We start from the raw sequence: 24,461 nt of genomic DNA, 5'->3' as shown, positions 1-24,461 counted from the left end.
CCGCCCGCCCGCCCGCCCGCCCGCCCGCCGCTACCCGGCCCTGATGTGCTCGGTGAGGAACTGCACGAACGCCTTGCCCGCGGCCGGCAGGGCGCGGCCGGCCAGGGTCTGCACCTCCAGGTAGCGTTCGTTCATCTCGCGGTCGCGCAGGGCAATGGCCACCAGGTCCAGCGACTGCAGGCGCGTGCGCACCGAAAGCTCGCCGTAGAAGGCGATGGCTTCGGGCGCGGTGGCGGCGTAGCTCACCAGCGAGTCGGCGTGGTTGCTGGTGATGGCGGTCGCGTACTGCAGGCCCTGGCGGCTGCAGCTGGTGTCCAGCAGCTGGCGGATGGAGCTGACCGGCGTGGGCAGCGCCAGCGGGTAGGCCACCACCTGGCTGAGCGATAGCTGGCGCTGCTCAGCCAGCGGGTGGCGGCGCGACATAACGGCCAGCACCGGGCAGGGGTGGCGCAGCTCGAGCTTGATGCCGGGCTCGGGCAGGCCGCTCAGGGTGATGCCGATATCGGCCTCGCCGTCGCGGATGCGACCCGGCACATCGCCCTGGGCGCACATCTCCAGGTGGAAGCGAATGCCCTCATACGTTTCGCCGAAGCGCGCGATCAGCGTGGGCAGCAGGTCGTAGGCAAAGCCGGCCGCGCTGGCCACGCGCACAAAGCCTTTGCGCAGGCCGCGCAGGGCGGATATGTCGCTGAGCACACGCTCGTTGTCTTGCTGCACGCGCTTGGCGTGCGCGGCCAGCAGCTCGCCTGCCGCATTGGGCACCATGCCGCGCGCCTGGCGCTCGAAGAGCACGGTGTCCATCTCGCGCTCCAGGCGGGCCACCTGCCGGCTCACGGCGGAGGGGGCCACGTTCAGGCGCAGGGCGGCGTCTTTCACCGAGCCGGCGCGCACCACTTCGAGGAAGTAGCGGACGGCGGTCTCTTGCAGGATGTGGCTGGCCATGGGGTTTCCTGTCGGTTCAGTTATCTATCGCGCTATGCGTTGCCCGCAGCCCATGCAACTGGCGCGGCCAGAGCCAGTGCCCCCGTGCAAGGGCCGCCCCGCCGCACTGGGGGCGTCCCCCTGAGGGGGAAGGCGCGAAGCGACTCAGGGGGCATCTGGTTCAATTGCTTTTTCGGCAATCGACAATTCTAAACATTGCGCTTGTTGCATTCAATATCGGCTCCTACCATGGCTGCATGGCGTGGATGTGACGCTGACGACCAACCGACCTCTCTTTCAGGAATGCTGTTCATGAAAACACCGAAGCCGCTGTCTGCCACCCGATCCAACCCTGCGCGCGCCCACCGCCTGCACGCCATGTTGTTCGCCGGCCTGGCCAGCGTGGCCGCGCTGGCTGCGTTCAGTGCCCCCGCGAAGGCGGCCGAAACCACATTCCCTACCAAGCCCATCACGCTGGTGATCCCCTTCCCGCCGGGTGGTGCCACCGATGTGCTGGGCCGCGTGATCGCGCTGCGCATGGGCCAGGCGCTGGGCCAGCCCATCGTGATCGAGAACCGCGCGGGCGCGGGCACCATCATCGGCGCCAGCTACGTGAGCAAGGCGCCGGCGGACGGGTACACGCTGCTCATGAGCTCGGGCACCACCTTCACGGTGAACCCGGCCATCCGCAGCAACCTGCCGTACGACCCGGTCAAGGGCTTCGAGCCCATCGGCATCTCGGGCCGCACGGGGCTGATATTGCTGGCCAACCAGGAGGTGCCGGTGCAAAGCGTCAAGCAGTTCGTCGACTACGTGAAGGCAGCGCCGGGCAAGTATTCGTACGGATCGTTCGGCAGCGGCACCACGGCGCACTTCGCGGGCGAGACCATCTTGCAGGCCACGGGACTGAAGATGGCGCACATCCCCTACAAGGGCAGCGCCCCGGCCATGACGGACCTGATGGGCGGGCAGGTGCCCTTCACCGTGGACACGGTGAGCGCCGCCATCCCGCAGCTCAAGACCGGCAAGATCAAGGCCATTGCCGTCACCACCGCCAAGCGCTCGCCGCTGCTGCCCAACGTGCCCACGCTGGCCGAGGCCGGCTACCCCGACATTAACCTGGACACCTGGCTGGTGGTGGCCGCCCCCAGGGGCCTGCCGCCCGAGGTGCGCGCCAAGCTGGAGAAGGCCCTGGCCACCACCGTGGCCGACCCCGAGACCAAGGCCAAGCTGACTGCCCAGGGCATGGAGCCGGCGTTCAGCAGCGGCGCTGCGGCCAGCGAATTGATCCAGCGCGAATTGCCCGCCATGCGCGCCGTGGCAGCCCGTTCCAACATCACTGCCGACTGATCCCCGCGCTGTGCGCGCAGCGCACGGTGCCCTGAACAACATTGCCGAGACAACATGCCAGACATCGCTTCTTCCACCGCCACCCCATCCGACCGCCCCGACACCGCCAGCCGCCCTGGCGATGCGCTGGTGGAGCAATCCGCCGTGGCGCTGCGCCGGCTCATCGGGCGCAAGGAGATCTCGCCCGTGGAGCTGCTTGAGGCCTGCATAGACCGCATCGAGCGCATCAACCCCTTTGTGAACGCCGTCACCGCCACCTGCTTCGACCGCGCCCGCACCGAGGCACGCGCGGCCGAGCAGGCCGTGGTGGATGGCACTGCGCCCCTGGGCCTGCTGCACGGCCTGCCCCTGGGCGTGAAGGACCTGGAGCCCACCGAGGGCCTGCTCACCACTTGGGGCTCGGCCATCTACCGCGACCATGTGCCCACGCAGGACATCGAGCTCGTGGCGCGCCTGCGCCGGGCCGGCGCCATCGTGGCCGGCAAGACCAATGTGCCCGAGCTGGGCGCGGGCGCCAACTCGCGCAACACCGTGTGGGGTGCTACGGGCAACCCGTTCAACCCCAACCTCAACGCCGGGGGCTCGTCGGGCGGCTCGGCCGCCGCGCTGGCCTGTGACCTGCTGCCCGTGTGCACGGGGTCCGATACCGGGGGCTCGCTGCGCATACCGGCGGCCAAGTGCGGGGTGGTGGGTTTTCGGCCATCGCCCGGTGTGGTGCCCAGCGTGCGCAAGCCGCTGGGGTGGACGCCCATCTCCGTGGTCGGCCCCATGGGCCGCACGGTGGAAGATGCGTGCCTGCAACTGGCCGCATCGGCCGGCATGCACGCGGGCGACCCGCTGAGCTACCCGCTCGATGCGATGGGCTTCCTCACCCCGCCCGAGGTGGACCTGGGCCGCCTGCGCGTGGCCTACACCGAGGACTTTGGCACCTGCGCGGTGGACGAGGGCATACGCGCCAGCTTCCGCGCCAAGATCGCGGCCATGCGGCACCTGTTTCGCAGTTGCGACGAGGTGACATTCGACCTGGGCGACACCCACCGCTGCTTCGACGTGCTGCGCGCCGAGGCCTTCGTGGCCGGCATGCAGGCCGCCTACGACCGCGACCCCGACAGCCTGGGCCCCAACACCCGCGCCAACTACGAAATGGGCAAGCGCATGAGCCTGCTCGACAGCGCCTGGGCCCAGGCCGAGCAGACGCGCATCATCCAGGCCACGCAGCGCACGTTTGCGGACTACGACCTGATCCTCTCGCCCACCACGCCCGTCTCGCCGTTTGCGTGGACGCAGCTGTACGCCGATGTCATCAACGGCGAGCAGCAGGCGACCTACTACCGCTGGCTGAGCCTGACCTATGTGGTCACGCTGATGACGCACCCGGCCCTGTCGCTGCCCTGCGGCACGGACCACCTGGGCATGCCGTTTGGCCTGCAGATCGTGGGAGGTTTTCGGCAGGACCACCAGGTGCTGGGGGCATCGCTGGCGATGGAGCGGGCGTTTGCGGCCCGGCCCGAGTTGCGCCGGCCCCGGCCGGATCTGGCGGCGCTGCGCCGGGCGGTGCCGGATTTGCGGTCGATTGTGACGACGCCGCCGGTGTTCAATGCGGCGGGGCAGGGGGCCGCTGCTTCGGTGTCGGTGGTGTGATGCAGTCTACGCGGCAGAGCCGACCTTCGCCTTGGCGCGCAGCAGGCCCTTTTTCTGCCCGAGGGTGTAGAAGACAATGACATCCACCTCGCCCGAGGTGCCGATGGTGGGGCATCCCTCTGCTGCGCCGTAGTAGATGGGCTCCTCCTTCATCCCTGGGGGAACCGGCTGGCCTGGTTGCAGGCTCTGCTGTGAGAGCCAGTTCGTCGCCGTGGTCAGCACGGTGAAGCGGTGCCGTTCTCGGATCGGAAACTCCATGGATTGGCCCCCGCTCTCGATGCGCACGGCGGTGGTGACCAGTCCATCGGGCAGGCCTTGTGCGCCGCCTCGGATGGCATGGGGGACGATCATTTCCCAGCAGGGGCCCGAACCGGGCATCAGGTCGACGTAGGGGCCAGCCTGCAGCTGCATGCCGCTGGCGATGCCCGCGTCCCGGCTCGCCTGGAACACCCATTGGCTCAGCGGCCCCAGGTCAAGCAGCCGCCCGCCGCTTTCCGGCCCCAGGTACATCAGGTGCGGGGTTCCGTGGCCGTTGACGGCGAGCTTGTGTCCGCCGGGGTACTCGCGCAGGTAGTAGGGACCGTCGATGTGCGCGGGCACCTTGGCTGCCTGCGGCGCAAAGGTCAGCGGCATCGTCTTTTCTGCCCAGTCCAGCACCAGCGCAGCGTCGTGCACGGGGCCCAGCCCCTGCACCGCCATGGGCGCTGCAGAGCCCTGGGGCAGGCAGATGGCCAGATCGGGGGGTGGGTTGTAGGTGGCGGGCACGCCGGGGTAGAAGCTGGTGGTCATGCGGCAGGGGGCGCTGTTCCAGCCGGCGCCTTCGCCCCAGCACTGCACGTACCCGCCTTCGAGCACGGCGCAGGCGGCTGTTCTGCCCGCGCTGATGGCCGTGGCGTCCGTGATGCCCGTGACCTGGCCGGCAGTGCCTCCGGCGAGGCCCGTGCCCAACTGCCCGTTGGCGTTGTTACCCCAGCAGGACACGGTGCCGTTCACCAGCAAGGCGCAGGTGTAGCCGTTGCCCACTGCCACGGCCTTGGCGGCGGCGGCAAGGCCTGTCACCTCGACCGGCGTGCTCAGCGGGCCGGTGCCTGCCGGCACGCCCAATTCTCCATAGCGGTTGTTGCCCCAGCAGGAAACCCTGCCGCCCCATCGCAGCACGCAGGCGTGGCCGTCGAAAAGCGATACCTCCAGCGCATCGCTGATGCCCGGCACGGTGCGCGGCTGGCGCGGGTCGTCAGCAGCCCCCGCAAGCCCGCTGCCGGCGCCCACGCAGACCACCTTGCCGTCCAGCCGGGCCACGCAGGTGCTGCCATGGCCAGCCGCTACGTGCCGCACGTCCGACAGGCCATCCACCGCTGTTTCCGTGCCTATCTGGGTCTGCACGTGCCTGCCGAGTTGCCCCTGGCTTCCATCGCCCCAGCACGAGATGCGCGTGACAAAGCGAAAGCACGCATGCGTTGCGCCCACGGCAATGGCGTCGGCGTTGTAGTAGCGCGCGACGGTCTCGGGCACGGGTGGCCCGCCCAGTTGCTGTAGATCGTTGCTCCCCCAGCACTTGACCGATGCATTGGTCAGCAGGGCGCAGCTGAAGTCACGCCCCACCTTCACGTCCTTGATCGAATAGGGGCCGAAGTCAGGGGCGGCCAGGCTGCCCCAGCAGGTGATTTTGTGGGTGTCCGCCGCCGAGCAGCCGTGGCTGGTGCCCATGCTCACAGTGGTGGCCATGGCCACCGTTGGCGCAAAGGCCGCGGACAGCAGCAGCGCTGCGGTTAGGAGCACCATTTTCTGGAGAAGCCGCGGCGCGCTGGTTGTGCTGTGCATGGTCATGGTCCTTGAAGGCGGGAAAGCGCAAACGCGCCGGGGCAAAGATGTCGGGATGGTGGACGTTGATGCTGCAGAGCGCTGTGCGCAGGGGCGTGCAACTCAGTACGCCGCCCCCACCTTGGCCCGCGTGCGCAGTTGCCCCTTGCGGCCGCCCAGGGAGTAGAGAACCGTCACACCCACCTCGTCGTCCGGGCGCACGGCCACGGGGCAGCCTTCGGCGATGTCGCTCAGCACCGTCTCCAGCTTCATACCGGCCGGCATCGCCTGGCCCGGTTGGAGGAAGCGCTGCGTGACCCAGTCCGTCTCGGTGATGAGGCGCTCGCTCGCATACTGGCCCAGGCCACGGATGGGGAACTCCATGCTCGTGCCGCTGGTGTTCTGCACCCGCACGCTGGTGGCGACCAGCCCTTTGGGTAGGCCGTTCGCGCCGCCGCGAATGGCAAAGGGCACCAGGAAGTAGCTGCACGGGCTGGGGATCCTGTCTATGAAGGCGACACCAGGCATGAGGTTGAGGTAGGGCGCGGCCTGCAACTGCATGCCGCTCTTGGTGCCTTCTTCCTGGCGCGCCTCGCTCAGCCACCGGTCGAGCGGGCCCAAGTCGAGCAGCCGGCCCTCGCTGATGGGCCCCAGGTACAGCAGGTGCGGTGTGCCGTGGGCGTTGACGCCCAGCGTGTGCCCGCCCGGGTACTGGCGCAGGTAGAACTGGGTATTGCCTGGATCGGGATCACTGGACGCCTGGGCCTGGAAGGTGCCGGGCATGGCTTTCTCAGCCCAGTCCAGCACCTGGCCTGCGTCGCTGGCCACGCCCAGGGCCTTGATGGCCAGGGGCGCGAACGAGCCAGGCGGACGGCAGATGGCGATGTCGACGATGGGCCCCCACGAACCGGGGTGCTCCGGATAGGTGCCGCCCAGTGTGCCGCAGATGCCGTTGCCCCAACCCGCGCCCTGGCCCCAGCACTGCACGTAGCCACCCTGCAAGGCCACGCAGGCCGCTGTCTGCCCGGCGCTGAGGGCGGTGGCGGTGGTGATGCCGGTGACCAGCCCGGTGGCGGCACCCCCCAGGGCCGTGCCCAGCTGGCCGTTGGCGTTGTTGCCCCAGCACTTCACAGTGCCGTTGACCAGCAGGGCGCAGCTGAAGCCGTTGCCCACGGTGACGGCCTTGGCCGCAGCGCCCAGGTTCGTCACCTCGACCGGGCTGCGTTGGATGTCGCCACCGGCCGGTATGCCCAACTGGCCATGGCTGTTTTGCCCCCAGCACGACACCTTGCCCCCGGCGCGCAGCACGCAGGCATGGCCGTCGAAGAGTGCAACCTCACGTGCATCGGTGATACCGGGCACGGTGCGTGCCACGCGGGGCTCATCGAGGCCGCCGGAGAGCTCGCTGCCCAGGCCGACGCAGGCGACCTTGGCGTCCCACTGCACCACGCACGTGGCGCCCTGGCCCGCCGCGAGGTGCACGGCCTTGGACAACCCTTCCACCGCGATGGGCGCCGCCGAGCTGGCAGCACTGCCGGCACCCAATTGCCCTCGGCTGCCGTCACCCCAGCAGTAGGCCTGGGTGTCGAGCAGGGCGCAGGCATGCGTTGCGCCTACGGCCAGCTGCGTGATGCGCCACAGGCCTCCTACGCTCGGGCCGGCGGAGGAGGGGGAGTTGACGCCCAACTGCGAGAAATCGTTGTTGCCCCAGCAGCGCACGGTGCGGCCCGCCATCAGAGCGCAGCTGAAATCGCGCCCGGCCCGTACGTCGAGCACCGTGTCAGGCGCTTGGTCCTGTATGGGCAGGCTGCCCCAGCAGGTGGGCTGGTGGGTGTCGGACACCGAGCAACCGTGGCTGTGGCCCACGCTCACGGTGGTGGCCATGGAGGCTGATGGTGTGAAGGCAGCGGGCAGCAGCAGCGCTGCGATGCCAAGTGCCCTGCGCACCAGTCGCGATGCAAGCATCGGGGTGTGTCTGTCGTCCATAGTCCTCAACCTCTCAATGTGTTTTCGGCCATTCTAGGAACGAAGGGCCCGCAGCACATGTGGCCGCGATCACAGGGTCGATGTAACGAAGTGCCGCAAAACTGGCCTTTGCAAGGGGTCCGGCGCTGCGCCCGGTGGCGTTGCCGGCCCGCGACGGCTGGCCTTTCAGCACGCAACAAGAGCTTGCGTTGTCGCCCTAAAATCCGGGACAAACACTGCTGAGCCTGGGGAGGGCACCGAGGATGAGTTACACGCTGCAGCTCTGGGAAAAGCCGGCCGACTGGCCGTGGCCCGCCACCAAGGCGGAGGCCGACGCGCAGTTCGAGCGCGTGTTCGCCACCCCGCCGCCGGGGCAGAACCCCCGATTTCTGGTGTGGGGCAGGGCGCTGCAGGAGCGCTACCCCGAAGCGATGGACGTGTGGCTGGACGGCAGCGAAGAAGGCGTCACCGAAGATGCCACGCTCGGCTTTGGCATCAACACCCGCACCGAACACTGGGAAGATGCCTTCGAGTTTGCCTGGGCGCAGGCCACCCGGCTGGGCCTGAACCTGTACGACCCGCAAAGCGGCGTGCACTACCTGGGCAATGGCGATGTGCCCGAGGAGCCGGACCTGCAGCTCAAGCGCGCCGAGCAGGCCCGCAAGGCTGGCGACGATGCCACGGCCTGGGCCGGGTACCGCGCCCATGCCGCGCGCGGCAACCTGCACGCCTTGTATGCCATGGGACGCGCGCTGCGCTTTGGCACCATGGGCCAGCGCCGGCACTTTGACCTGGCGGCCGCGCTGCAGCTGCTGGGCGCGCACGATGCGCCGACCCGGCAGGACGCGCAGGCCTTCTACGAGCGCTTTCCCGTCGAGGCCAAAGGGCGCATACAGACCCTGATGGCGCGCCTCAAATCCGCATCGGGCAGCATGCTGCTCACGGTTGTGGATGGCGAGCGCAAGGCGGTGGACGATGCCTATGTGCACAACGAGCAGATGCTGCTGTACACCCGAAAGCGCATCGAGGCGGCGGATGGCATGAAGGCTGCGGCGTCGATGGGCCACGAGCTGGCGGCCTTCTACACCGCGCTGGAGTCGGTGATCGGCTGGGAGGAGCCCAGCTACGAGAACGCCCGCTACTGGTGCCAGCGCGCCGTGGACTGGGACCACGAGCCCGCCAAGCGGCTGCTGGCACTGATGCACGAGCGCGGCTGGGGCGGCCCGGTGGACATGGCCGAGGCCGCCAAATGGAATGCAGCAGCCAGGGACCAGTGGCAGCAGGAGCAAAAGCTGCGGCAGGCGAAGGAAGAGGCTGAATCCCCCGGCGGCCTGAGCCTGGCGCCCATGGCACCGTCGGCGCCCGCCACAGCCCCGGTGGTGTGGACCGGATCGGTGCTGCGTGACCTGGTGGGCTGGTTTGCCCGCGAGGGCAACCCGCATGCGGCGTTCTACATGGGCACGCTGGACGAGCACGGCCGCGACGGCGGCCTGGTGAACCTGGCTCAGGCCCGCGACTGGTATGCCCAGGCGGCCGAGGCCGGCCATGCCGACGGCACCTACAACCTTGGGGTCGCCATCGAGAACGGCACCGGAGGCCCCAGGGACAAGCAGGTCGCCAAGGCGCTGTTCATGCTGGCCAACACGCGCGGCACCACCATGCGGGTGGATGACCTGAAGATTGCGCCGCATGAGCAGGGCCCCGTGCGCTCCCTGGTGGCGGCCCTGCGTGAACCAGGCCGCCTGCGCGCCGTGCTGCGCGAGAAGGGGCTGCAGGCCGGCGCGGGAGGCATCGGCGCGCCCCCGAAGGGTGCGGCGGGCGCCGCTGTGGCGGCTGGTGTCGGCGCTGCCGCAGCGGCCGGGCTGTCTGGCACGGACTGGGGCCGCGCCGGCGGCGCGCCGACTCCACCGGCCGCTGCCGCATCCCCGCAAAGCCCGCCGCCGGGCCGAGCGCGCGGCCAGTTGGCGCAGGACGATGGCGAGGATGACGGCGACCGCATGCCGGAGCGCGACCGCAGCTACCAGCGCACCACCTTCTCCCTGCACCTGGGCCACCTGGCCCTGCTCATTGGCGCGGCCAACGTGGTGCTGCTGATCCTGTTCTTCAAGGAGGGTGCGAGCTTTCGCACGGGCATGGCCGTGATGGGCCTGATCGCCGCCTTCGGCGCCTGGCGCACGGGGCGCGACTTCGATTGGCCGCCTGCCGCGCGCGCCGCAGTGGCGGTGGTAGCGGCCATCCCCATGGTGGGCATGGCGGTGAGCGTGTGGATGCTGTTCCGGTCGTTTCGCGGGCGGGAGTGAGAGAGCCAAGGGGCGTGCGGCAGCCCGGCACATGCATGCCCGGACGCTGCAGCGCCCGGGATGCATGCGTCCAGCCCGGTATCAGGCCAGTGCCTTGCCGAAGGTGGCGAGCAGGCGTGCCCAGGCGCGGTCTGCCTGGGCGGCGTCGTAGACCCGCGAGTCGGACGGGCACCAGCCGTGGGCGGCGGGGTAGACCTCCACCTCGGCCTGCAGCTTGGCGCTGTCGAACGCGGTGCGCAGGCTGGCCTTGGCCTCGGGGTCCTTGGTATCGTCGTTCTCGGCAATCGCAATGAGGTACTGCGCCTTGGTCTGTGCCACCAGCCGATGGGGGCTGTCAGCCGCTGGCGTCACCATGGCGGCGCCATGGAAGCTGGCCACCGCACCGACGCGGCCCGAAGCCACCATGGCCGTGCGCACCGCAATCGGCCCGCCCATGCAGTAGCCGGTGGTGCCGATCTTGCGCGCCTTGTCCACCTCGGCCTGGGCGTCGAGCCACGTCACGAAGGTCTTGCCGTCGCTCAAGTGCATGGCGGGCGTCAGGGCCTGCATCAGCGGCATCACTTCGGCAATCGGCGTCTGGCCGCCCTGTGCTGCGGTAGGCGCCTTCTTCTGCCGGTAAAAAGGGTTGACGACAAGCACGCTGTAGCCCGACTCTGCCAGGCGCTTGCCCATCTGCCTGAAAGCCGGGCGCAGGCCGAAGATGTCGGGCCACACCAGCACACCAGGGGCCGGGCCCGAGGTCGGCGCGACGAAGTAGGCATCGCAGCTTCCGTCTGGCGTGGTGATGGTCACCTCACGCTCGGCCACCGCTGCAGCGTTGGCCACCGCAGGCAAGGCGGTGAGCAAACCGGCCGACGCAGCCCACGCGGTGAAGTCGCGGCGGGTGTACTTGTGGAGGTCGTCATTCGAATCGCACATGGTGGTCCAGCTCCTTTTCGGTCAAAAACAGTTGCGGCAGGGCGTGCCATGGTACGTGACAACCAGGAATGCTGCAGGCTCTGTTGTGCGGTGCCTGGGCACATGGGCTGCATGCGGTTGTTCCCTCGTCTTGAGGGCGGCCCAAAGCACCCACAACCTGCATGGCAAACGCGAAATTTGCCGATTCAAGGGCTGCGCTTACGATGGCTGCGAGGGAGTTTCGAGCCATAAAAAATGACACCATGAGAGACCATCGCCACCCCGCAGGTCTGGCCCCTGCGCTGCCAGCCGCCTACGCAACGAGCGCTGCCACACCCGGCAGCACCGCCCGCGCAACCGATGCACCACCACAGCGCCGCCGCAGCCGCGAAGAACTGGCCGCCGCCCAGCAGCGCGCCCAGTCGCGCGTGCAGGGCCAGGTGCAAAAGCAAAAAGACCAGGAGCGCCGCGCACGGATGCGGCAGGCCCAGCAGCGGCGCGAGCAACTGCTGCGCAACCAGCATGCCGCGCACCTGTTCGTGCCCTACGGGCTGGCCATGGTCTTCGTGGCCCTGCTCGTCTTTGTCTTTGGCGGTGCCCTCTTCGAGATGGCACAGGGCGACCATTTCCTCGTCTCCGGTCACGCCACCCTGCGCGCTGCCATGCCCTGGCTGGTGCTGGCCGCAGCCCCGTTGTGGTACTGGGCACTGTGCCGCACCGAGGTGCTGGCGCCCTGGTGGGTGCAGCAGATGCCCACCAGGTTCGTGCGGCAGATGGTGGTGTATCCCTTCGCGGCGCTGCTGGGTGCTGCAGCGCTGGGCGCCGCACCCTGGGGCTGGGCCGCGTACCTGGGCGAACTGGTGGGCAAACCTGCGCGCGTGGAGGCGCTCGTGGTGTCGGTGGAGGCACCGCGCATTTCGAGCAGCTGCAACCAGTACGCCCGCCTGGAGTTTCGCGGCAGCACGGGCAGGGTGTGCATGAACACCGCCGTGACGGGCGTGATGCCGCGCGCGGGCGATACCGTGGTGGTGGCCGGGCTGGTCTCGCGCTGGGGGTTGCATGTAGGGGCGGTGCATGCGAAGTGAGCTCCTGATGGCCCCCTCTGCACGAGCCTCCGGGTGCATTCGTCTGCAGGAAGAGGTGGCCCATGGCACAACATGAACTCTCGCTTTCAATACAACAACCGAGACATGAGAAAAAGCAACTGTCAAATTGACGGTGCTGCGCCGCTGCAGCGGGCGGCCAGCAATACCGAAGGAGGTGTGGCAGCCTTGGCAGAGGCGCCTGCTGCCCATCGCCAAGTCACCGCGAAGCCGCAAGCGGTTCTACCTGAAGCCGCGCGGTCACGGCGTGCAGTGGATCCCGAGGCGCTGGCTGCCAGGCTGCGACGTGCCGAGCAGCGGGTTCTTGGCGAGGTGCGGCGAGAGATGGCGCAAGACGATCGGGTGCAGGCACAGGCGTTTCAGGAACTGCTGCGCAAAGCCCGGCCGCAGCACGGCCAGAAGAGGCTGGGGCCTGCGAAGGTCTGGGTGCCAGCTGCAGTTGCCGCTTTCTTTGTGCTCGGCGGCGTGGTGCTGGAGATGGTGTTCGGATCGGGTTTCATATTCCTCGGCGGTGGCGCGTTGTACTCCGCCATGCCCTGGTTGCTGGGCATCCTGGTACCTCTGTTCGCCTGGGGCGTGTATCGCCTGGAGCGGTCAACGGGTTTTTTGGAAGCGAATGTGCCCACCTGGTCCATTCGTTGGCTGATCATGTACCCGTTCGTGGTTCTGTTGTGCGCAAGTGCCGTGTTCGGTGCTCCGTGGGGCTGGGCTGCGTTGCTGGGATGGAGCACCGGCGTCCCCGTGCGAGAGCAGATTCGTGTCGTCTGGATCGAGATTCCTAGGGACTCTGACAACTGCGGCCAATCGGCCCGTGTCGAGTTCCGCGGGTCCACTGCGCGCATTTGCGTGGAAGGTTTGATGGAAGGCGCCGCGCCGCGCGCAGGTGACAGGGTGGCCGTATCAGGGCTGATTTCTTCCTATGGGCTGCTGGTGACAACGATCCACACAAGATGAATTCGCCCCCACACATCCGCGATGGCGGCGAGTGCGCGCAGCTCCTTACGAGCGAGGTGCCCAGGCAGGTCGGTACCGGGGCAGGCGGTGCCATCGACCAGTTGGGGCCGGAGGTGGCGGTCGTGCTGCGCGAAGGCATGGCGCTTGAGCGCAAAGGCAACCTGGATGCCGAGGCCACCGCGCGCATCGAGACACGGTTGGAGGCGATTCTGCAGGCTCAGATGCGCGCCGCGCAGGTGGCGCTGGAGGCGCCATCGCCGGTTGAACGCAAGGCTGCAGTCGATGGCGTTGATCGCATGCGCCGGGTGAGATCCGTGGCGCTCTGGATTCCCTTTGGAGTGTTTGTTGCCGTCCTCGCTGGGCTGGTACTGGAGATGACTATCGGGCAGGGGTTCATCTGGTTCGGTGGTGCAACCTATGAGCCACTGGCCCTGAAGCTGTTCCTGCTCTTGCTGCCTCTGCTCGCCGTGTTGTTCTATCGCCGTGAACGGTCTACCCACCATCTGCGCAACCGCTACCCGACCTGGCTTGTGCGCTGGGTGTTCATGTATCCCGTCATGGTGTTGCTCGGTGCGGGCCTGGTGGCCTTTGCGCCATGGGGATGGGCTGCTGCGCTGGGATGGGCCTGGGGGGCATCTTCACGTGTTGAGGTGCGCGTTGTTTCGGTGGACGCGCCTTCTCCCGGGTCGCGCGGCTGCGATCAATCGGCCCAACTGGAATTCAAGGGCGCCATGGCCAGCATCTGCCTGGAAGGGCGCCTTGGCAAGCAGGCGCCCGCCGCTGGCGACACGGTGACGGTGTCGGGACGTGTATCGCGCCTGGGTCTCTATGTGGAAAAGCTGCACAGCCCATGACCAAAGCACCCACCATTTGCATGGCAAAGCAAGAGTTTGCCGCTTCGATGCTCGCGTTTAGGATGGTCGCGAGGGATTTTTCCATTCCATAAAAAACAACTGAAGCATGAGAGATCACAGCCGCGCTAGTACACCAGCGCCCCTGTTGGCACCCGCCATGGAGGCATCGAGTGGCATGGGATTGCCAACTGCGTCCTCTACCGGATTGAACACCGTTGCCAGCGAAGGCACGCGGCCAAAGCGCGCGAAGAACCCGCAGGAGCTGGCCGCCCGGCTGCGGCATGCCGAGTTGCGGGTGCTGGGCGAGGTCCGCAAGGGTATGGGTACTCGCCAGTCGATGCGGGCGCGGCTGCAGCTTGAACAGCGGTCCTGGGCCGACAAGCTGCTGGCCTACCGCTTCGCGATTCCTGCCGTGGTGGCGCTCGTCTTCGTGTTTGGCGGCGTGTATTTCGAGTGGGCCATGGGTGGGGGCTTTCTGTTCTTCGGCAACGCCGCCTTGCGCTCTGCCATGCCGTGGATAGTCGGCGTTCTAGTACCGGTCTTCGTCGTGGTGCTGTGCCGGTTCGAGGGTGTGGTGCCCGAGTTGGCAGAGCAGCTGCCTGGCGCCTTCTTTCGAACAGTGATCGCGTACCCCCTCCTGGCCCTGCTGTGCGCGGTAGCGGTGGCCACTGCGCCCTGGGGATGGCTTGCGTACCTGGGCTGGATGGCTGGCACGCCTGCGCGCGTGGAAGCCCGCATGCTTTCGATCGAACCGCTGCGCAACTATGTGCCCTGCGGTCAACATGCCCGCCTGGAGTTCCGTGGCACGGTTGCGCGCATCTGCGTGGAGGAGCGCCTGGCCGCAAAGGCGCCGGGTGCCGGGGACACGGTGGCGGTGTATGGGCGCGTTTCGGGGTTGGGGCTGTATGTGCGAGAAATCCATGCCAAGTGAGCGTGCCACGGCCCTGAAACCACCGAAGACCCAGATCGGCGATGCGCCCCATGGTGCTAAGGGCGATGCCGCCGATCCGCCTGGCCTGGAGCGCGCAAGGCCCGGGCGAGGGGTGAATCCGGACGAACAGGAAACAGCCCGCATCGAGGCGCGGTTGCTGGCGATTGGCGAAGCCCAGGTGCGCGACATGAAGGCGCGGGAGGCGGCGCAAAGGAATCGCAGACCATGGAACTTCGATGCGCCGGCCAAAGAGCCCAGGCGCTGGACGCTCCCGCGCAAATACCGGGTTCCGGTGCTGCTGGTCGTTGCCTACACAGTGATCGGCACGGTCCTCGGGCTGTCCCTGGCGCATCAATTCATATGGTTTGGCGAGGTCGCATACGGCCCGCTGGCGTGGCTGCTTTTTCTTGGCTTGCTGCCGGTGATTGCGGCCATCTGGTTCATTGCGGCGCGGATTGCCCAGGCGCAGGAATCCCGTGCACGCAGCTGGGCCGGGCGTTGGCTGGTTGCGTACCCTGCGTGGGTGGTTCTCAGTGCCTGCATGGTGGCGACAGCACCCTGGGGCTGGGCCGCGCTGCTGGGGTGGGCCTTTGGCTCGCCTGCCCGCGTGGAGGTCCAGGTGACGTCCGTCGAGCAGCGTCACGCACGACGGGGGTGCAACCACACTGCGACATTCGAACTCCAGGGTGCAACTTCGTTCAGGATCTGCCTGCATCGGCGCCTGGAAGGTGCCATGCCGCCGGCCGGCAGCACGGTTGAAGTGTCTGGGATGTTGTCGTGGCTGGGGTTGTATGTGGAGCAGGTGCATGCACGATAAGTCCGGTGCGCGCGATCTGCCTTCCCAATCCCACGTCCGGTGGCGGTGCCAACCTGGCGCCACTCCATGTGGCGCAGATGGCCGCGTTGCAGAAGTACCCTCTGGCGATGAATGCGCTGGTGGACGGTAGGGCGTGCACGGGCGGGTGGCGCCCGCTCAACTCCGTCGAGTTTGTGCAGGTCAAGATTCGGCGGGCAGGGGGTCATTGGCATTCACCAGCCGTGGTTGAACCGGAACAAGCCTATTGGACCATTGCGGGTGACCAGCCTCCCTAGATGTCGGCTGAAGTGCAGTATGTGCCTTATTTGGTACACTGGTACCTTGGTAAATCCGATGCACTGCGTTCACCATGCCCCCAAATCCCGAAGACAGCACACCCACCATCCCCGTCGAGCGCATACAGACCGGGGTGCGGCTGGAGAAGCAACTCGTCAAGGTGCTCAAGGCCCTGGCCGAGCACAAGGACATGACGCTCGGCGAACTGCTCGAAGGCGTGCTGCTGCACGCGCTGGAAGGCAAGCAGCCGTTCTCCAAAGACACGCTGGCGCTGATTGCCCAACTGCGTACGATCTACGGCATGCAGATCGACGCGTCTTCGAGCCACCGCCTTCGCGACAAAAGGGGAGCGTGAACCCGCGCATGCCGATGCCCATGGAGCTTCGTTTCAAACGTATCGACTTTCATGGAGTTCTTCGCACATGTCCCAATCACCATTCACGGCTGCTGCAGCCCTTGGATCCGTCCACAGCAGTCATACCATTCGCATCGCTGCGCCAGCCGATTCAGCGCTGATGTTCTTCACACCAGAGGGTGAATCGCATTGGGTGCCCGGCTGGGCGCCACGCTACCTGAACTCCCTCGATGGCCATACCCGCGAGGGTCTGGTCTTCACCACCGGCGAGGCCGATGAGTTCACCATCTGGTTGGTGAGCCGCTTCGACACTGCTGAGCGGCGAGCGCAGTACGTGCGCACCACGCCGGCCCTGCGCACCGGCACAGTGGAGATCGCCTGCACGCCGGTAGGCGACTCCGCTTGCGATGTGACAGTGGGCTATGCTCTCACGGCGCTGACGCCGGCCGGGCTGGAGTCGCTGGGTACCTATCGGGGTACTGCCTTCGTGGACATGATCGAGGGCTGGGCCACGCTGATCCATCAGCGCCTGCCCGGGCTGCTGCTCGCCGGGATCGGCGAGTAGGTGGTCAGCTAGCCCTGGAACCTCGCGCCTTTCCCGCATTTGCAACGCCTCGGCACAACACTCGTAACAGCGCTCGACCGCGCTGCCAGGGCCCCGCACAATGGGTTGTTCATCCATTCGCATGGGCGCGCTGTCCATGTGCCGGCGTGCCGGAAAGGCCCCGGTTGTTGCGCTCGATACTCCGCGTGTTGTGCATCCCTGCCACCCTGGCCGGCGGGGCCGCGTTGGCGGACCCGGGCTACTACGTGGTCACCGCGTACAGTGATCCCGGTGAAATGACCATTGATTTCCGCTACTGGACCGTGGCCTCGCGGGGCTCGGCGCTGACCAAGTGGCCCGAGGTGGGGCTGGGCTGGAACGTCAACGCCCGCTGGTACACCGAGGTGATTGCCAGCTGGATCACCGCGTCGGACACGCCCACCACGCTGTCGAGCTGGAACTGGCAGAACGACGTGCTGCTGACCCAGGGGGAGTACCCGTTCGACCTGGCGATCCACGCGCTGGTATCGGCACCCAAGCACCTGGGTGATGGGCATACGCTGGAGTTCGGCCCGGCCTTCCAGACCGACATCGGCCGCACGCAACTGAACTTCAATGTGTTCTTCGAAAAGGGCTACGGCGGCTTCTCGCGGCGGCCGACGCAGCTCAAGTACCAGTGGCAGGTGCGCCACCGCTGGAGGCCAGATCTGCACTTCGGCGCGCAGGGCTTCGGCGAGGTGGGTCGGTGGGACGATTGGGCGCCGCGGCGCGAGCAGTCGCACCGTGCCGGCCCGGCGTTGTTCGGCAGCTTCAAGTTCGGCGACCACGAGTTCGGCTGGCAGGCTGCCTACCTCTACGGCAAGACCTACGGGCAGCGCGGCAATATGTTGACCGCGCGCATCAAGTACGATTTTTGACGGATCAGCGCCCGCCAGGCCTGCGGGCCTGATTCGGCATGGCGCCGTGGGGGCTGGCCCTCAGGACGTTTCCATCACTTTCACCTTGGCCCGCACCTGCCCCGCCTCGCCGCCGATGGTGAAGTACAGCACGACCTCCACGTCGTCGTCGCCACGGATCAACGTGGCGGGGCAGCCCCCGGCCGTGCCCAGGTAGGTGTCAGGTGACACAGGGGATCTGCTGTCCTCGCGGACGTTCGGTATATCGACATAGGTGTCGCCCTTGAGCAGCCGTACCGAGGTCGGCGTGAACCCCGCGGGCAGGGCGTTGCCAGCGGTGGCGCTCAACTGGTACCAGACGTACAGGTTGTCGCAGCCGGTGCGGTGAGCCCCGGGAAAGAAGTCCACGGTGACCAGTGTCCGCACCAGTTGCAGCGTGGTGTTGATGGGCGGCGTTACGGGCTGCGATGCGCGCGCCTGCCGCGCCCACTGGGCCAGGCGGCCCAGGTCGCGCAGCTGGCCGCCGCTGTCGGGGCCCAGGTACATCAGGTGCGGCGTGCCGTGGCCGTTGACGGCGAGGTAGGTGTTGCCGGGGTAGGCGCGGACCAGGTAGTTGGGGATGCGGTCAGGCAAAGAGGGGATCTGGAACTGGGGTGGAAAGGTCTGTGGCAGGCTGGCCTCTGCCCAGTCCATCACCTGGTTCGCATCGGCCAACGGGCCAAGCCCCCGCACGGCATAGGGCGTGGCGGATGCCCCACTGAAGCAGGCCGCGAGGTTGGAGCTGGGGTAGCTGTACTGCACGCCTGGGTAGTAGGCTCCCACGGTATCGCAAAGGCCATCGCCGCGGCCGATGCCGATGCCCCAGCAGTTGACGTAGCCGGCATCGAGCACCGCGCAGGCATGCGTTGCGCCTGCGCTGATGGTGGTGGCATCGGCGATGCCCAGCACCTTGCCTGTTTCTGGCGTGGCGGAGTCCCGGTGGTAGCCTATGCCCAGCTGCATGTTGGGATTGCCACCCCAGCACTTCACCGTTCCGTCGGCGAGCACGGCGCAGGTATAGCCCGGCCCCACGGCAACGGCCTTGGCCGCGCCGCCCAGGTCCGGTACATCCAATGGAGCGGTCACCGGGGTGGTGCTCGGCGTCGTGCCCAACTCCCCCTTGGCATTGCTCCCCCAACAGGCCACAGCCCCCGTCTTGCGCAGCACGCAGCCGTGGCCGTCGAAGAGCGATACGTCCACCGCGTCGCTGATGCCCGGCACCATGGTGCCCGTGCCGGGCGCGGGGGCCATGCCGCCCGGTGCGGTGAGCTGGCTACCGCTGCCGTAGCACCACACGGTGCCATCACCCTTGACCCCGCAGGTGCTGCCGTTGCCGGCGGCCACGCGCACCACCTGGTACAGGCCCTCCACGTAGGTGGCCTGGGCCGAGGGTGTGGGGCTCACCGGAGCACCGCGCTGGCCCCGGCTGGCATCGCCCCAGCAGTACACCACCCCCCGGCTGAGCGCGCAGGCGTGGGTGGCGCCCACGGCCAACTGGGTGGCCTGCCGCACGCCCGCAATGGCCTGGCCCGGCGTGTCGCCTGTCGCGGGGCCGAACGACAGGCTGCCCATGTCGCCCCAGCAGCTCACGGTCTCATCCTTGCGCAGCGCGCAATTGAAGCCCTTGCCTGCGCGCAGGTCGGCAATGCCCGCGGTGCCGGTCTTGGCCAGCGGCACCGCACCCCAGCACTGCGCCACCCAGTCGTTGGAGACGGAGCACGAGGTGTCGTACCCGGTGCTGAGCGTGGTTGCCCGGGCGGGGGATGGCGCCGCGGCCAGCAGCAGCAATAGCCCGGCGGCCAGGGCGAGAAGCCAGACTTCAATGCGCTGCCGCTGTAGTAAAAATCGGTGGGTGTTCATGGCAAGGACTTCATGGGTGGGAAAGCGGGTTTGGCCAAAGAGATTTCGCTGGCGACCAGCGCAGGCCCTCAGGGTCAGGAAGTCGCCAGAATCGCTCCCTTGGCCTTGACGCGCAGCGACCCGCTCCCCTGGTCCGTGGTGTAGAAGAGCACTACATCCACGTCGTCGCCGGGCGTCAGACCGGCCGGGGGGCAGCCTTGGGCGACGCCGCTGTAAACCGGCTCTTCCATCATTCCGGGCGGGATGGGTGCGCCGGGCAATCGGCCGCGGTTGGAGAGCCAGTCGGCGGCAGTCGTCAAACGTGCGTAAAGATACTGGTCCCGCACGGGCACATCGACCACCAGGCTGGGCTTTTCCAGCCGCACCGACGTGGCCCTGAAACCGGCGGGAAAACCGGTGGTTCCGGCGCGCACCGCGTAGGCGGCAAACAGGTTGTTGCAGCCGGGGCTGGGAGGGCCTGGCATGTAGTCGATCCACACGGTGGCCTGCAGTGCCAGGGCGGGCCGGGCGGCCAGTTGCGCCCAGTGGGCCAGGGTTCCCAGCTCTACCACGCTGCCGCCGCTTTCCGGCCCTTGGTAGAACAGGCGGGGCGTGCCATGGCCCGTGACAGCCAGGGTGTGGCCGCCTGGGTAGTTCTCGGTGTAGAAGTCCTGCAGTGGGTCGGCCAGAGAATGCGACCGCGCGGGAAACAGCGAGGGCAAGGTCTTTTCGGCCCAGTCGAGCACCAGGCCTATGTCGTGGGCGGGCCCGAGGCCCTGCACGGAATAGGGGGTGATCGCACCGGTGAGCCTGGCATGGCACACCGGAAGGTTGTCGCGGGATGCGACATAGTCGAAGCCGGGATACGTGGCAATGTGCGTATCGCACAGTCCATGGCCCATCGCCTGGAGGGGCTCTGGCTTCCCCCAGCAGTTGACGTACCCGCCGTACAGGGCGGTGCACGCATACCCCTGTCCTGCACTGACCTCGGCGGCCTCGGTGATGCCCACGACCTGCGTGGGCGCTTGGCTATCTGCGTAGGGAAGGCCCGTGCCCAACTGGGCGTTGGCGTTGTTGCCCCAGCACTGGAGTGTGGCGTTGGCCAGCAGCGCACAGGTGAAGCGGTGGCCCGCCGTGAGGGCCTTGACGGGGCCCAAGAGGCCCGCCACGTCGACAGGACTGGTGGCCACGCCGCTACTGGCGGGCACGCCCAATTCTCCATGCTGGTTGTTGCCCCAGCAGGCGACCTTGTCATTGCCCAGCAGCACGCAGGCATGGCCATCGAAGATCGATACGTCGTATGCATTGTGGATGCCTGGCACCGTGCGGGCCTTGCCTGGATCGGACTGCGCCCCTTCCAACAGGCTGCCGGCGCCCACGCAGACCACGGTGCGAATGGTCAGCGCTGCACAAGTGCTGCCATTGCCGGCTGCAATGCGCCATGTACCCGAGAAGCCTGGCACCTTGGTCGCCTCGGCCGTGGGTGTCGCGCGCAGCGGCTCGCCCAACTGGCCCTGGCTGCCGTCACCCCAGCAGTACACCTCGCGGAAACGGCTGAGTGCGCACGCATGGCTGGCCCCTGCCACCAGCTGTATGGCATCCGAGATGCCGGTGATCGGTGTACCCAGCGTGTCCGCAGACGCGGCGCCCAGCGAGAGGCCACCCATCGTGCCCCAGCAACTGACGGTGCCGGTCTTGAGCAGGGCGCAACCGAAGCCCTTGCCCACGCGAACGTCGGCAATGCCGGCCGTGCTGGTCTTTGCCAGCGCCATGGCCCCCCAGCATTGCGCGGCCCCGGTGTCGGACACCGAGCACGAGGTGTCATAGCCAGCGCTGACGGTGGTGGCCGTGGCGGGTGCCGGTGTCGCGGCGAGCAGCAACCAGGCCGTCAGTGCCAGAAGCCAGGGGGTGATGCGCTGGGGTAAAGGGCGGGTTCGGTTCATGGCGCGTGTTCTAGCAGCTTTGGCGCCTCGTGGACAGACGAAAGACACGTGTTCACCCGTTCGGGTGGGTCGGTGTCGACGCGGGCGCCTGCGGTAGGTCTACATCTGGTGGTGCGGCCCGCGGCGCGGTTCCGCACGGCGGCGATGGCGATGTCAAAGGCGTGGATGGGGGCAAGGCCGGGGCTGAGGGGTAGCCCGCGGGTTTGACAGCAGCCCCGCCGGTGCATCCACGAAGCCACCCCTTGTAACGGCCGATGGCTGCACATCGGCAATACTTGGCCACATGAAAGCACTCCTCCTGGCCCTGGCGGCGGTGGCCGCATCGCTGGCCGCCGCAGCACAGCCCGCCGCCGGCACGCGGGATAAGCCCATCGAAGCCCGTGGCCCGCTGGCGCCGCTCAAGGGCACGCTGCTGTCGCCTGCGAAGCCGGGCGCGCCCGTGGTGCTGATCGTGCCCGGCTCGGGCCCCACGGACCGCGAGGGCAATAACCCCCTGGGTGTGAATGCCGCCACCTACAAGCTGCTCGCGCAGGACTTGGCGGCCCGGGGCATTGCCACGGTGCGCATCGACAAGCGCGGCATGTTCGGCAGTGCCAAGGCCGTGGCCGATGCGAATGCCGTCACCATCCCCGACTATGCGGCCGACGTGCACAGCTGGGTGGGCACCATCCGCCGCACCACCGGTGTGCCCTGCGTGTGGGTGCTGGGCCACAGCGAGGGCGGCTTGGTCGCGCTGGCCGCTGCGCAAGGGGGCAGTGAGGTGCAGGGCATCTGCGGCCTGCTGCTGGTGGCCACGCCCGGCCGGCCCCTGGGCCAGGTGTTGCGCGACCAATTGAGTGACCAATGGCGCGCCAACCCGGCCAACGCGCCCATCCTGGACCAGGCGCTGGCTGCGATCACCAAGCTGGAGGGCGGCGGCCGTGTGGACACTGCCAGCCTGCACCCTGCCTTGCAGCCCTTGTTCAACGAGTCAGTGCAGGGCTTTCTGATCAGCGCCTTTGCGCAAGACCCGGCCAGGCTCATTGCCACCACCCAAAAGCCCGTGCTGGTGCTGCAGGGCGAGCGCGACCTGCAGGTGGGTGTGCAGGACGCGCGCCTGCTGGCCCAGGCCAAGCCCGCTGCCCAGTTGGTGCTGCTGCCTGACACCAACCATGTGCTCAAGGCCGTGCTCACAGACGACCCTGCGGCCAACATGGCGACCTATGCCAACCCGGGCCAGCCGCTGGTGCCGGGGGTGGTGGATGCGGTCGCACGGTTTGTTGCGCCGGGCAAGCCAAGGCCATGATATGACCACGCCATGGTGGCCGATTCTGCGGCATCTTTTTGAGGTGGACGACGGCTCGCTGCCGGACATCTTCGTCGAGGATCTGTCGCCAGAGCAGATCGTCGCGGTTTACGAATGGCTCAGGGGCGAGTCCTCTGGAGCGGGCGATTCAACACTGTGGCGCATCGACCTGCAGCAGGATGTTCTGGTGCGCGATGTGCCCCATCCTGCAAGGGACTTCGTGCAGGGCGGGGTCGACAGTTTTCGGCACTGCCTTGCCGGCCTGCGAGTGGGGGACGTGGAGCTGCCGCCGCTCACGGTGAGTGTGGAGTCCGGTGGTCTCTCGATGGACTATCGCATGGGGCCGGACTGGAACGAGCAGACGCTGCGTGCCTTGCTGGAGTTGTTGCGGCGGGTTTGGGCCATGGCGCCGCACGCGAGAATCTTGCGCGCCGATGAAGGCGGCCATGCCTGCCCGGACCTTGAATTCACAGAAGCCCTGCGCGCCTATGTAGCGGGCGGTGCCAACTGACCTGAGGGAGCGCTTCTATGTCCGCGCGCTCTCATGGTGTTGCGCCAGATGGACCCTGTCCTCCAGCGTCGAGAACACCACCGCAAACGCCATGCCCACCAGCGCGCCGAGCACGGTGTCGAGCATGCGCGCCAAGGGCATGCCGGTGGCTGCCGCAGGCGCCGCCAGCGAGGTCATGAGCAGGGCCATGGGCGTCACGAAGATCTGGCCCAGGGCGTAGTTGGCGCCTATCACCACCTCGGTGGCCAGCTGCAGCATGATGACGGCCGCCAGCAGCGGCCAGAACGAGGGGTGCTGCGCCAGGATCAGCCAGGCCAGGGCCGCGCCGACCAGGGTGCCGAGGGTGCGTTGCAGGGCGCGGTGCATGGCGGCATGCAGGGGGCCGCCCTGCAGCACGGCCATGGCGCCGATGGCGGCCCAGGCAGGGTGCTGCCAGCCGGCGGCCAGGGCCACCAGGCCCGCGCAGGCAGTACACAGGGCGATGCGGGCAAAGGCCAACCACGGTGCCTGCAGCGCGGGTGCGGCAGGCGGCGCTGCGGGGGCGGAGCGCAACCGGTCGGTGGCGCGGCAGACGGCAAGGGCCGTGGCGACGCCGGCCAGTGTGAAGAGCACGCGGGCGCCGGCGGCCTGCCAGCCATCCACCGGCACCATGGCTGCGCAGCCCGCAAAGACGAAAATCACTGCGCCCGGCGGGCCCAGGCGCCAGCGGCCGGCGAGCCACGAGACTGCGCCGGCCAGCAGGCCCAGGCACAGCAGCAGGGCAGCCGGTGTTGCGCCTGCCAAGCCCAACAGGGACATCAGCGCGACCGCGCCGACGAGCAGCGCGCCCGCCAGCAGCACGGCGGGCATGCGCTGGCCCACGGGTGCAAAGCGCCCCAGCAGCGCCGCCAGCGCGCCCAGTGCCGCATAGCCCACCAGGTGCGCCCACTGCGACAAGTGCGTGGCCCCGGCGGCGATCAGCACCGCCAGACCGGTCTGCAGGCCCACCACGGCGGCGTTGCGCAGCGAGGGCGCGGGGGCGATGGCGCAGCTCTCTCGCAGGCGCGCGGGTGACAGCAGGCGCAGGAGGCTGGCCAGGTGCGAGCTGGCGGCATGGGTAGATGATGAAGGTACGGCGCGGTTCTGCATGTCAGTTCTCAATGGTGTTAGGTGCTGCCCATAACCCCTGCAACTGGCGCAGCCCAGGCCAGTGCCCCCGTGCAAGGGCCGCCACCCCGCGTAGGCGGCGCTTCGCTTGCGT

General features: G+C 68.0%; 20 protein-coding genes. 13 read left to right on the top strand and 7 right to left on the bottom strand.

All coding sequences use genetic code 11. The features are described from left to right. Nucleotides 1-30 precede the first annotated feature (30 nt). Entirely contained in the window at nucleotides 31-942 is a 912-nt protein-coding gene (locus ASE31_RS19125; RefSeq protein WP_057203412.1) for a LysR family transcriptional regulator, read from the bottom strand. A 357-nt stretch (nucleotides 943-1,299) separates the two neighbouring features. On the opposite strand from ASE31_RS19125, the gene ASE31_RS19120 reads away from it, so the two are divergent. Together ASE31_RS19120 and ASE31_RS19115 are read left to right on the top strand one after the other, a co-directional pair. Then, entirely contained in the window at nucleotides 1,300-2,271 is a 972-nt protein-coding gene (locus tag ASE31_RS19120) for a tripartite tricarboxylate transporter substrate binding protein (protein WP_057203450.1), read from the top strand. A gap of 54 nt (nucleotides 2,272-2,325) precedes the next feature. After that, entirely contained in the window at nucleotides 2,326-3,912 is a 1,587-nt protein-coding gene (locus ASE31_RS19115) for an amidase (protein ID WP_235514628.1), read from the top strand. A 6-nt stretch (nucleotides 3,913-3,918) separates the two neighbouring features. Here the strand turns inward: ASE31_RS19115 and ASE31_RS19110 are convergent, their stop codons facing one another. Beyond that, on the bottom strand, nucleotides 3,919-5,733 hold the full coding sequence (locus ASE31_RS19110; RefSeq protein ID WP_082604267.1) for a regulator: 1,815 nt from the start codon (nucleotides 5,731-5,733) through the stop codon (nucleotides 3,919-3,921). Between the two features lie 102 nt (nucleotides 5,734-5,835). Continuing rightward, nucleotides 5,836-7,677: a hypothetical protein gene (locus tag ASE31_RS19105; RefSeq protein ID WP_057203410.1), complete on the bottom strand. Its 1,842-nt coding sequence runs from the start codon at nucleotides 7,675-7,677 to the stop codon at nucleotides 5,836-5,838. Nucleotides 7,678-7,940: 263 nt separating this feature from the next. Between ASE31_RS19105 and ASE31_RS19100 the strand changes: the two genes are divergently transcribed. Further along, nucleotides 7,941-9,977 (top strand): tetratricopeptide repeat protein, encoded by a 2,037-nt coding sequence (locus ASE31_RS19100; protein ID WP_057203409.1) that lies wholly within the window; start codon nucleotides 7,941-7,943, stop codon nucleotides 9,975-9,977. 81 nt (nucleotides 9,978-10,058) lie between these two features. Here the strand turns inward: ASE31_RS19100 and ASE31_RS19095 are convergent, their stop codons facing one another. Continuing rightward, nucleotides 10,059-10,895: a dienelactone hydrolase family protein gene (locus ASE31_RS19095; protein WP_057203408.1), complete on the bottom strand. Its 837-nt coding sequence runs from the start codon at nucleotides 10,893-10,895 to the stop codon at nucleotides 10,059-10,061. Nucleotides 10,896-11,137: 242 nt separating this feature from the next. Here ASE31_RS19095 and ASE31_RS19090 point away from each other — a divergent pair, with 242 nt between their 5' ends. The 8 genes from ASE31_RS19090 to ASE31_RS19055 all read left to right on the top strand — a co-directional run bounded on the left by ASE31_RS19090 (nucleotide 11,138) and on the right by ASE31_RS19055 (nucleotide 17,625). Continuing rightward, a complete protein-coding gene (locus tag ASE31_RS19090; RefSeq protein WP_057203407.1) occupies nucleotides 11,138-11,959 on the top strand; it encodes a hypothetical protein in 822 nt (273 codons plus the stop codon). 72 nt (nucleotides 11,960-12,031) lie between these two features. Beyond that, a complete protein-coding gene (locus ASE31_RS19085) occupies nucleotides 12,032-12,931 on the top strand; it encodes a hypothetical protein (RefSeq protein WP_157412563.1) in 900 nt (299 codons plus the stop codon). After that, nucleotides 12,928-13,785, top strand: a complete 858-nt coding sequence (locus ASE31_RS19080) for a hypothetical protein (protein WP_057203405.1) — start codon at nucleotides 12,928-12,930, stop codon at nucleotides 13,783-13,785. The genes ASE31_RS19085 and ASE31_RS19080 overlap by 4 nt, the downstream gene beginning before the upstream one ends. Before the next feature lie 205 nt (nucleotides 13,786-13,990). Continuing rightward, a complete protein-coding gene (locus tag ASE31_RS19075) occupies nucleotides 13,991-14,716 on the top strand; it encodes a hypothetical protein (protein ID WP_057203404.1) in 726 nt (241 codons plus the stop codon). Further along, on the top strand, nucleotides 14,706-15,533 hold the full coding sequence (locus ASE31_RS19070) for a hypothetical protein (RefSeq protein ID WP_157412562.1): 828 nt from the start codon (nucleotides 14,706-14,708) through the stop codon (nucleotides 15,531-15,533). The genes ASE31_RS19075 and ASE31_RS19070 overlap by 11 nt, the downstream gene beginning before the upstream one ends. 349 nt (nucleotides 15,534-15,882) lie before the next feature. Then, complete coding sequence (locus ASE31_RS19065) at nucleotides 15,883-16,164, top strand: hypothetical protein (RefSeq protein WP_057203402.1); 282 nt, start codon at nucleotides 15,883-15,885, stop codon at nucleotides 16,162-16,164. Between the two features lie 160 nt (nucleotides 16,165-16,324). Next, a complete protein-coding gene (locus ASE31_RS19060) occupies nucleotides 16,325-16,729 on the top strand; it encodes an SRPBCC family protein (protein WP_235514626.1) in 405 nt (134 codons plus the stop codon). Between the two features lie 185 nt (nucleotides 16,730-16,914). Next, nucleotides 16,915-17,625: a hypothetical protein gene (locus tag ASE31_RS19055; protein WP_235514625.1), complete on the top strand. Its 711-nt coding sequence runs from the start codon at nucleotides 16,915-16,917 to the stop codon at nucleotides 17,623-17,625. A gap of 60 nt (nucleotides 17,626-17,685) precedes the next feature. On the opposite strand, the gene ASE31_RS19050 is transcribed toward ASE31_RS19055, so the two are convergent. Further along, nucleotides 17,686-19,503 (bottom strand): hypothetical protein, encoded by a 1,818-nt coding sequence (locus tag ASE31_RS19050; RefSeq protein WP_082604259.1) that lies wholly within the window; start codon nucleotides 19,501-19,503, stop codon nucleotides 17,686-17,688. Between the two features lie 74 nt (nucleotides 19,504-19,577). Beyond that, the gene (locus ASE31_RS19045) at nucleotides 19,578-21,425 is read right to left on the bottom strand and encodes a hypothetical protein (protein ID WP_057203398.1); all 1,848 of its coding nucleotides are present in this window, start codon (nucleotides 21,423-21,425) and stop codon (nucleotides 19,578-19,580) included. A 283-nt stretch (nucleotides 21,426-21,708) separates the two neighbouring features. On the opposite strand from ASE31_RS19045, the gene ASE31_RS19040 reads away from it, so the two are divergent. Then, nucleotides 21,709-22,710, top strand: a complete 1,002-nt coding sequence (locus tag ASE31_RS19040) for an alpha/beta hydrolase (protein ID WP_057203397.1) — start codon at nucleotides 21,709-21,711, stop codon at nucleotides 22,708-22,710. A gap of 1 nt (nucleotide 22,711) precedes the next feature. Beyond that, complete coding sequence (locus ASE31_RS19035) at nucleotides 22,712-23,221, top strand: hypothetical protein (protein ID WP_057203396.1); 510 nt, start codon at nucleotides 22,712-22,714, stop codon at nucleotides 23,219-23,221. 15 nt (nucleotides 23,222-23,236) lie between these two features. On the opposite strand, the gene ASE31_RS19030 is transcribed toward ASE31_RS19035, so the two are convergent. Next, nucleotides 23,237-24,349: an FUSC family protein gene (locus ASE31_RS19030; protein WP_082604258.1), complete on the bottom strand. Its 1,113-nt coding sequence runs from the start codon at nucleotides 24,347-24,349 to the stop codon at nucleotides 23,237-23,239. Nucleotides 24,350-24,461: the final 112 nt, after the last annotated feature.

Origin of the sequence: Acidovorax sp. Root217, assembly GCF_001428645.1 — a bacterium.
Taxonomy (GTDB): Bacteria; Pseudomonadota; Gammaproteobacteria; order Burkholderiales; family Burkholderiaceae_C; genus Acidovorax.
Note: the sequence above shows the minus strand (reverse complement) of the source record. Positions and strands in the feature narration are given on the sequence as shown.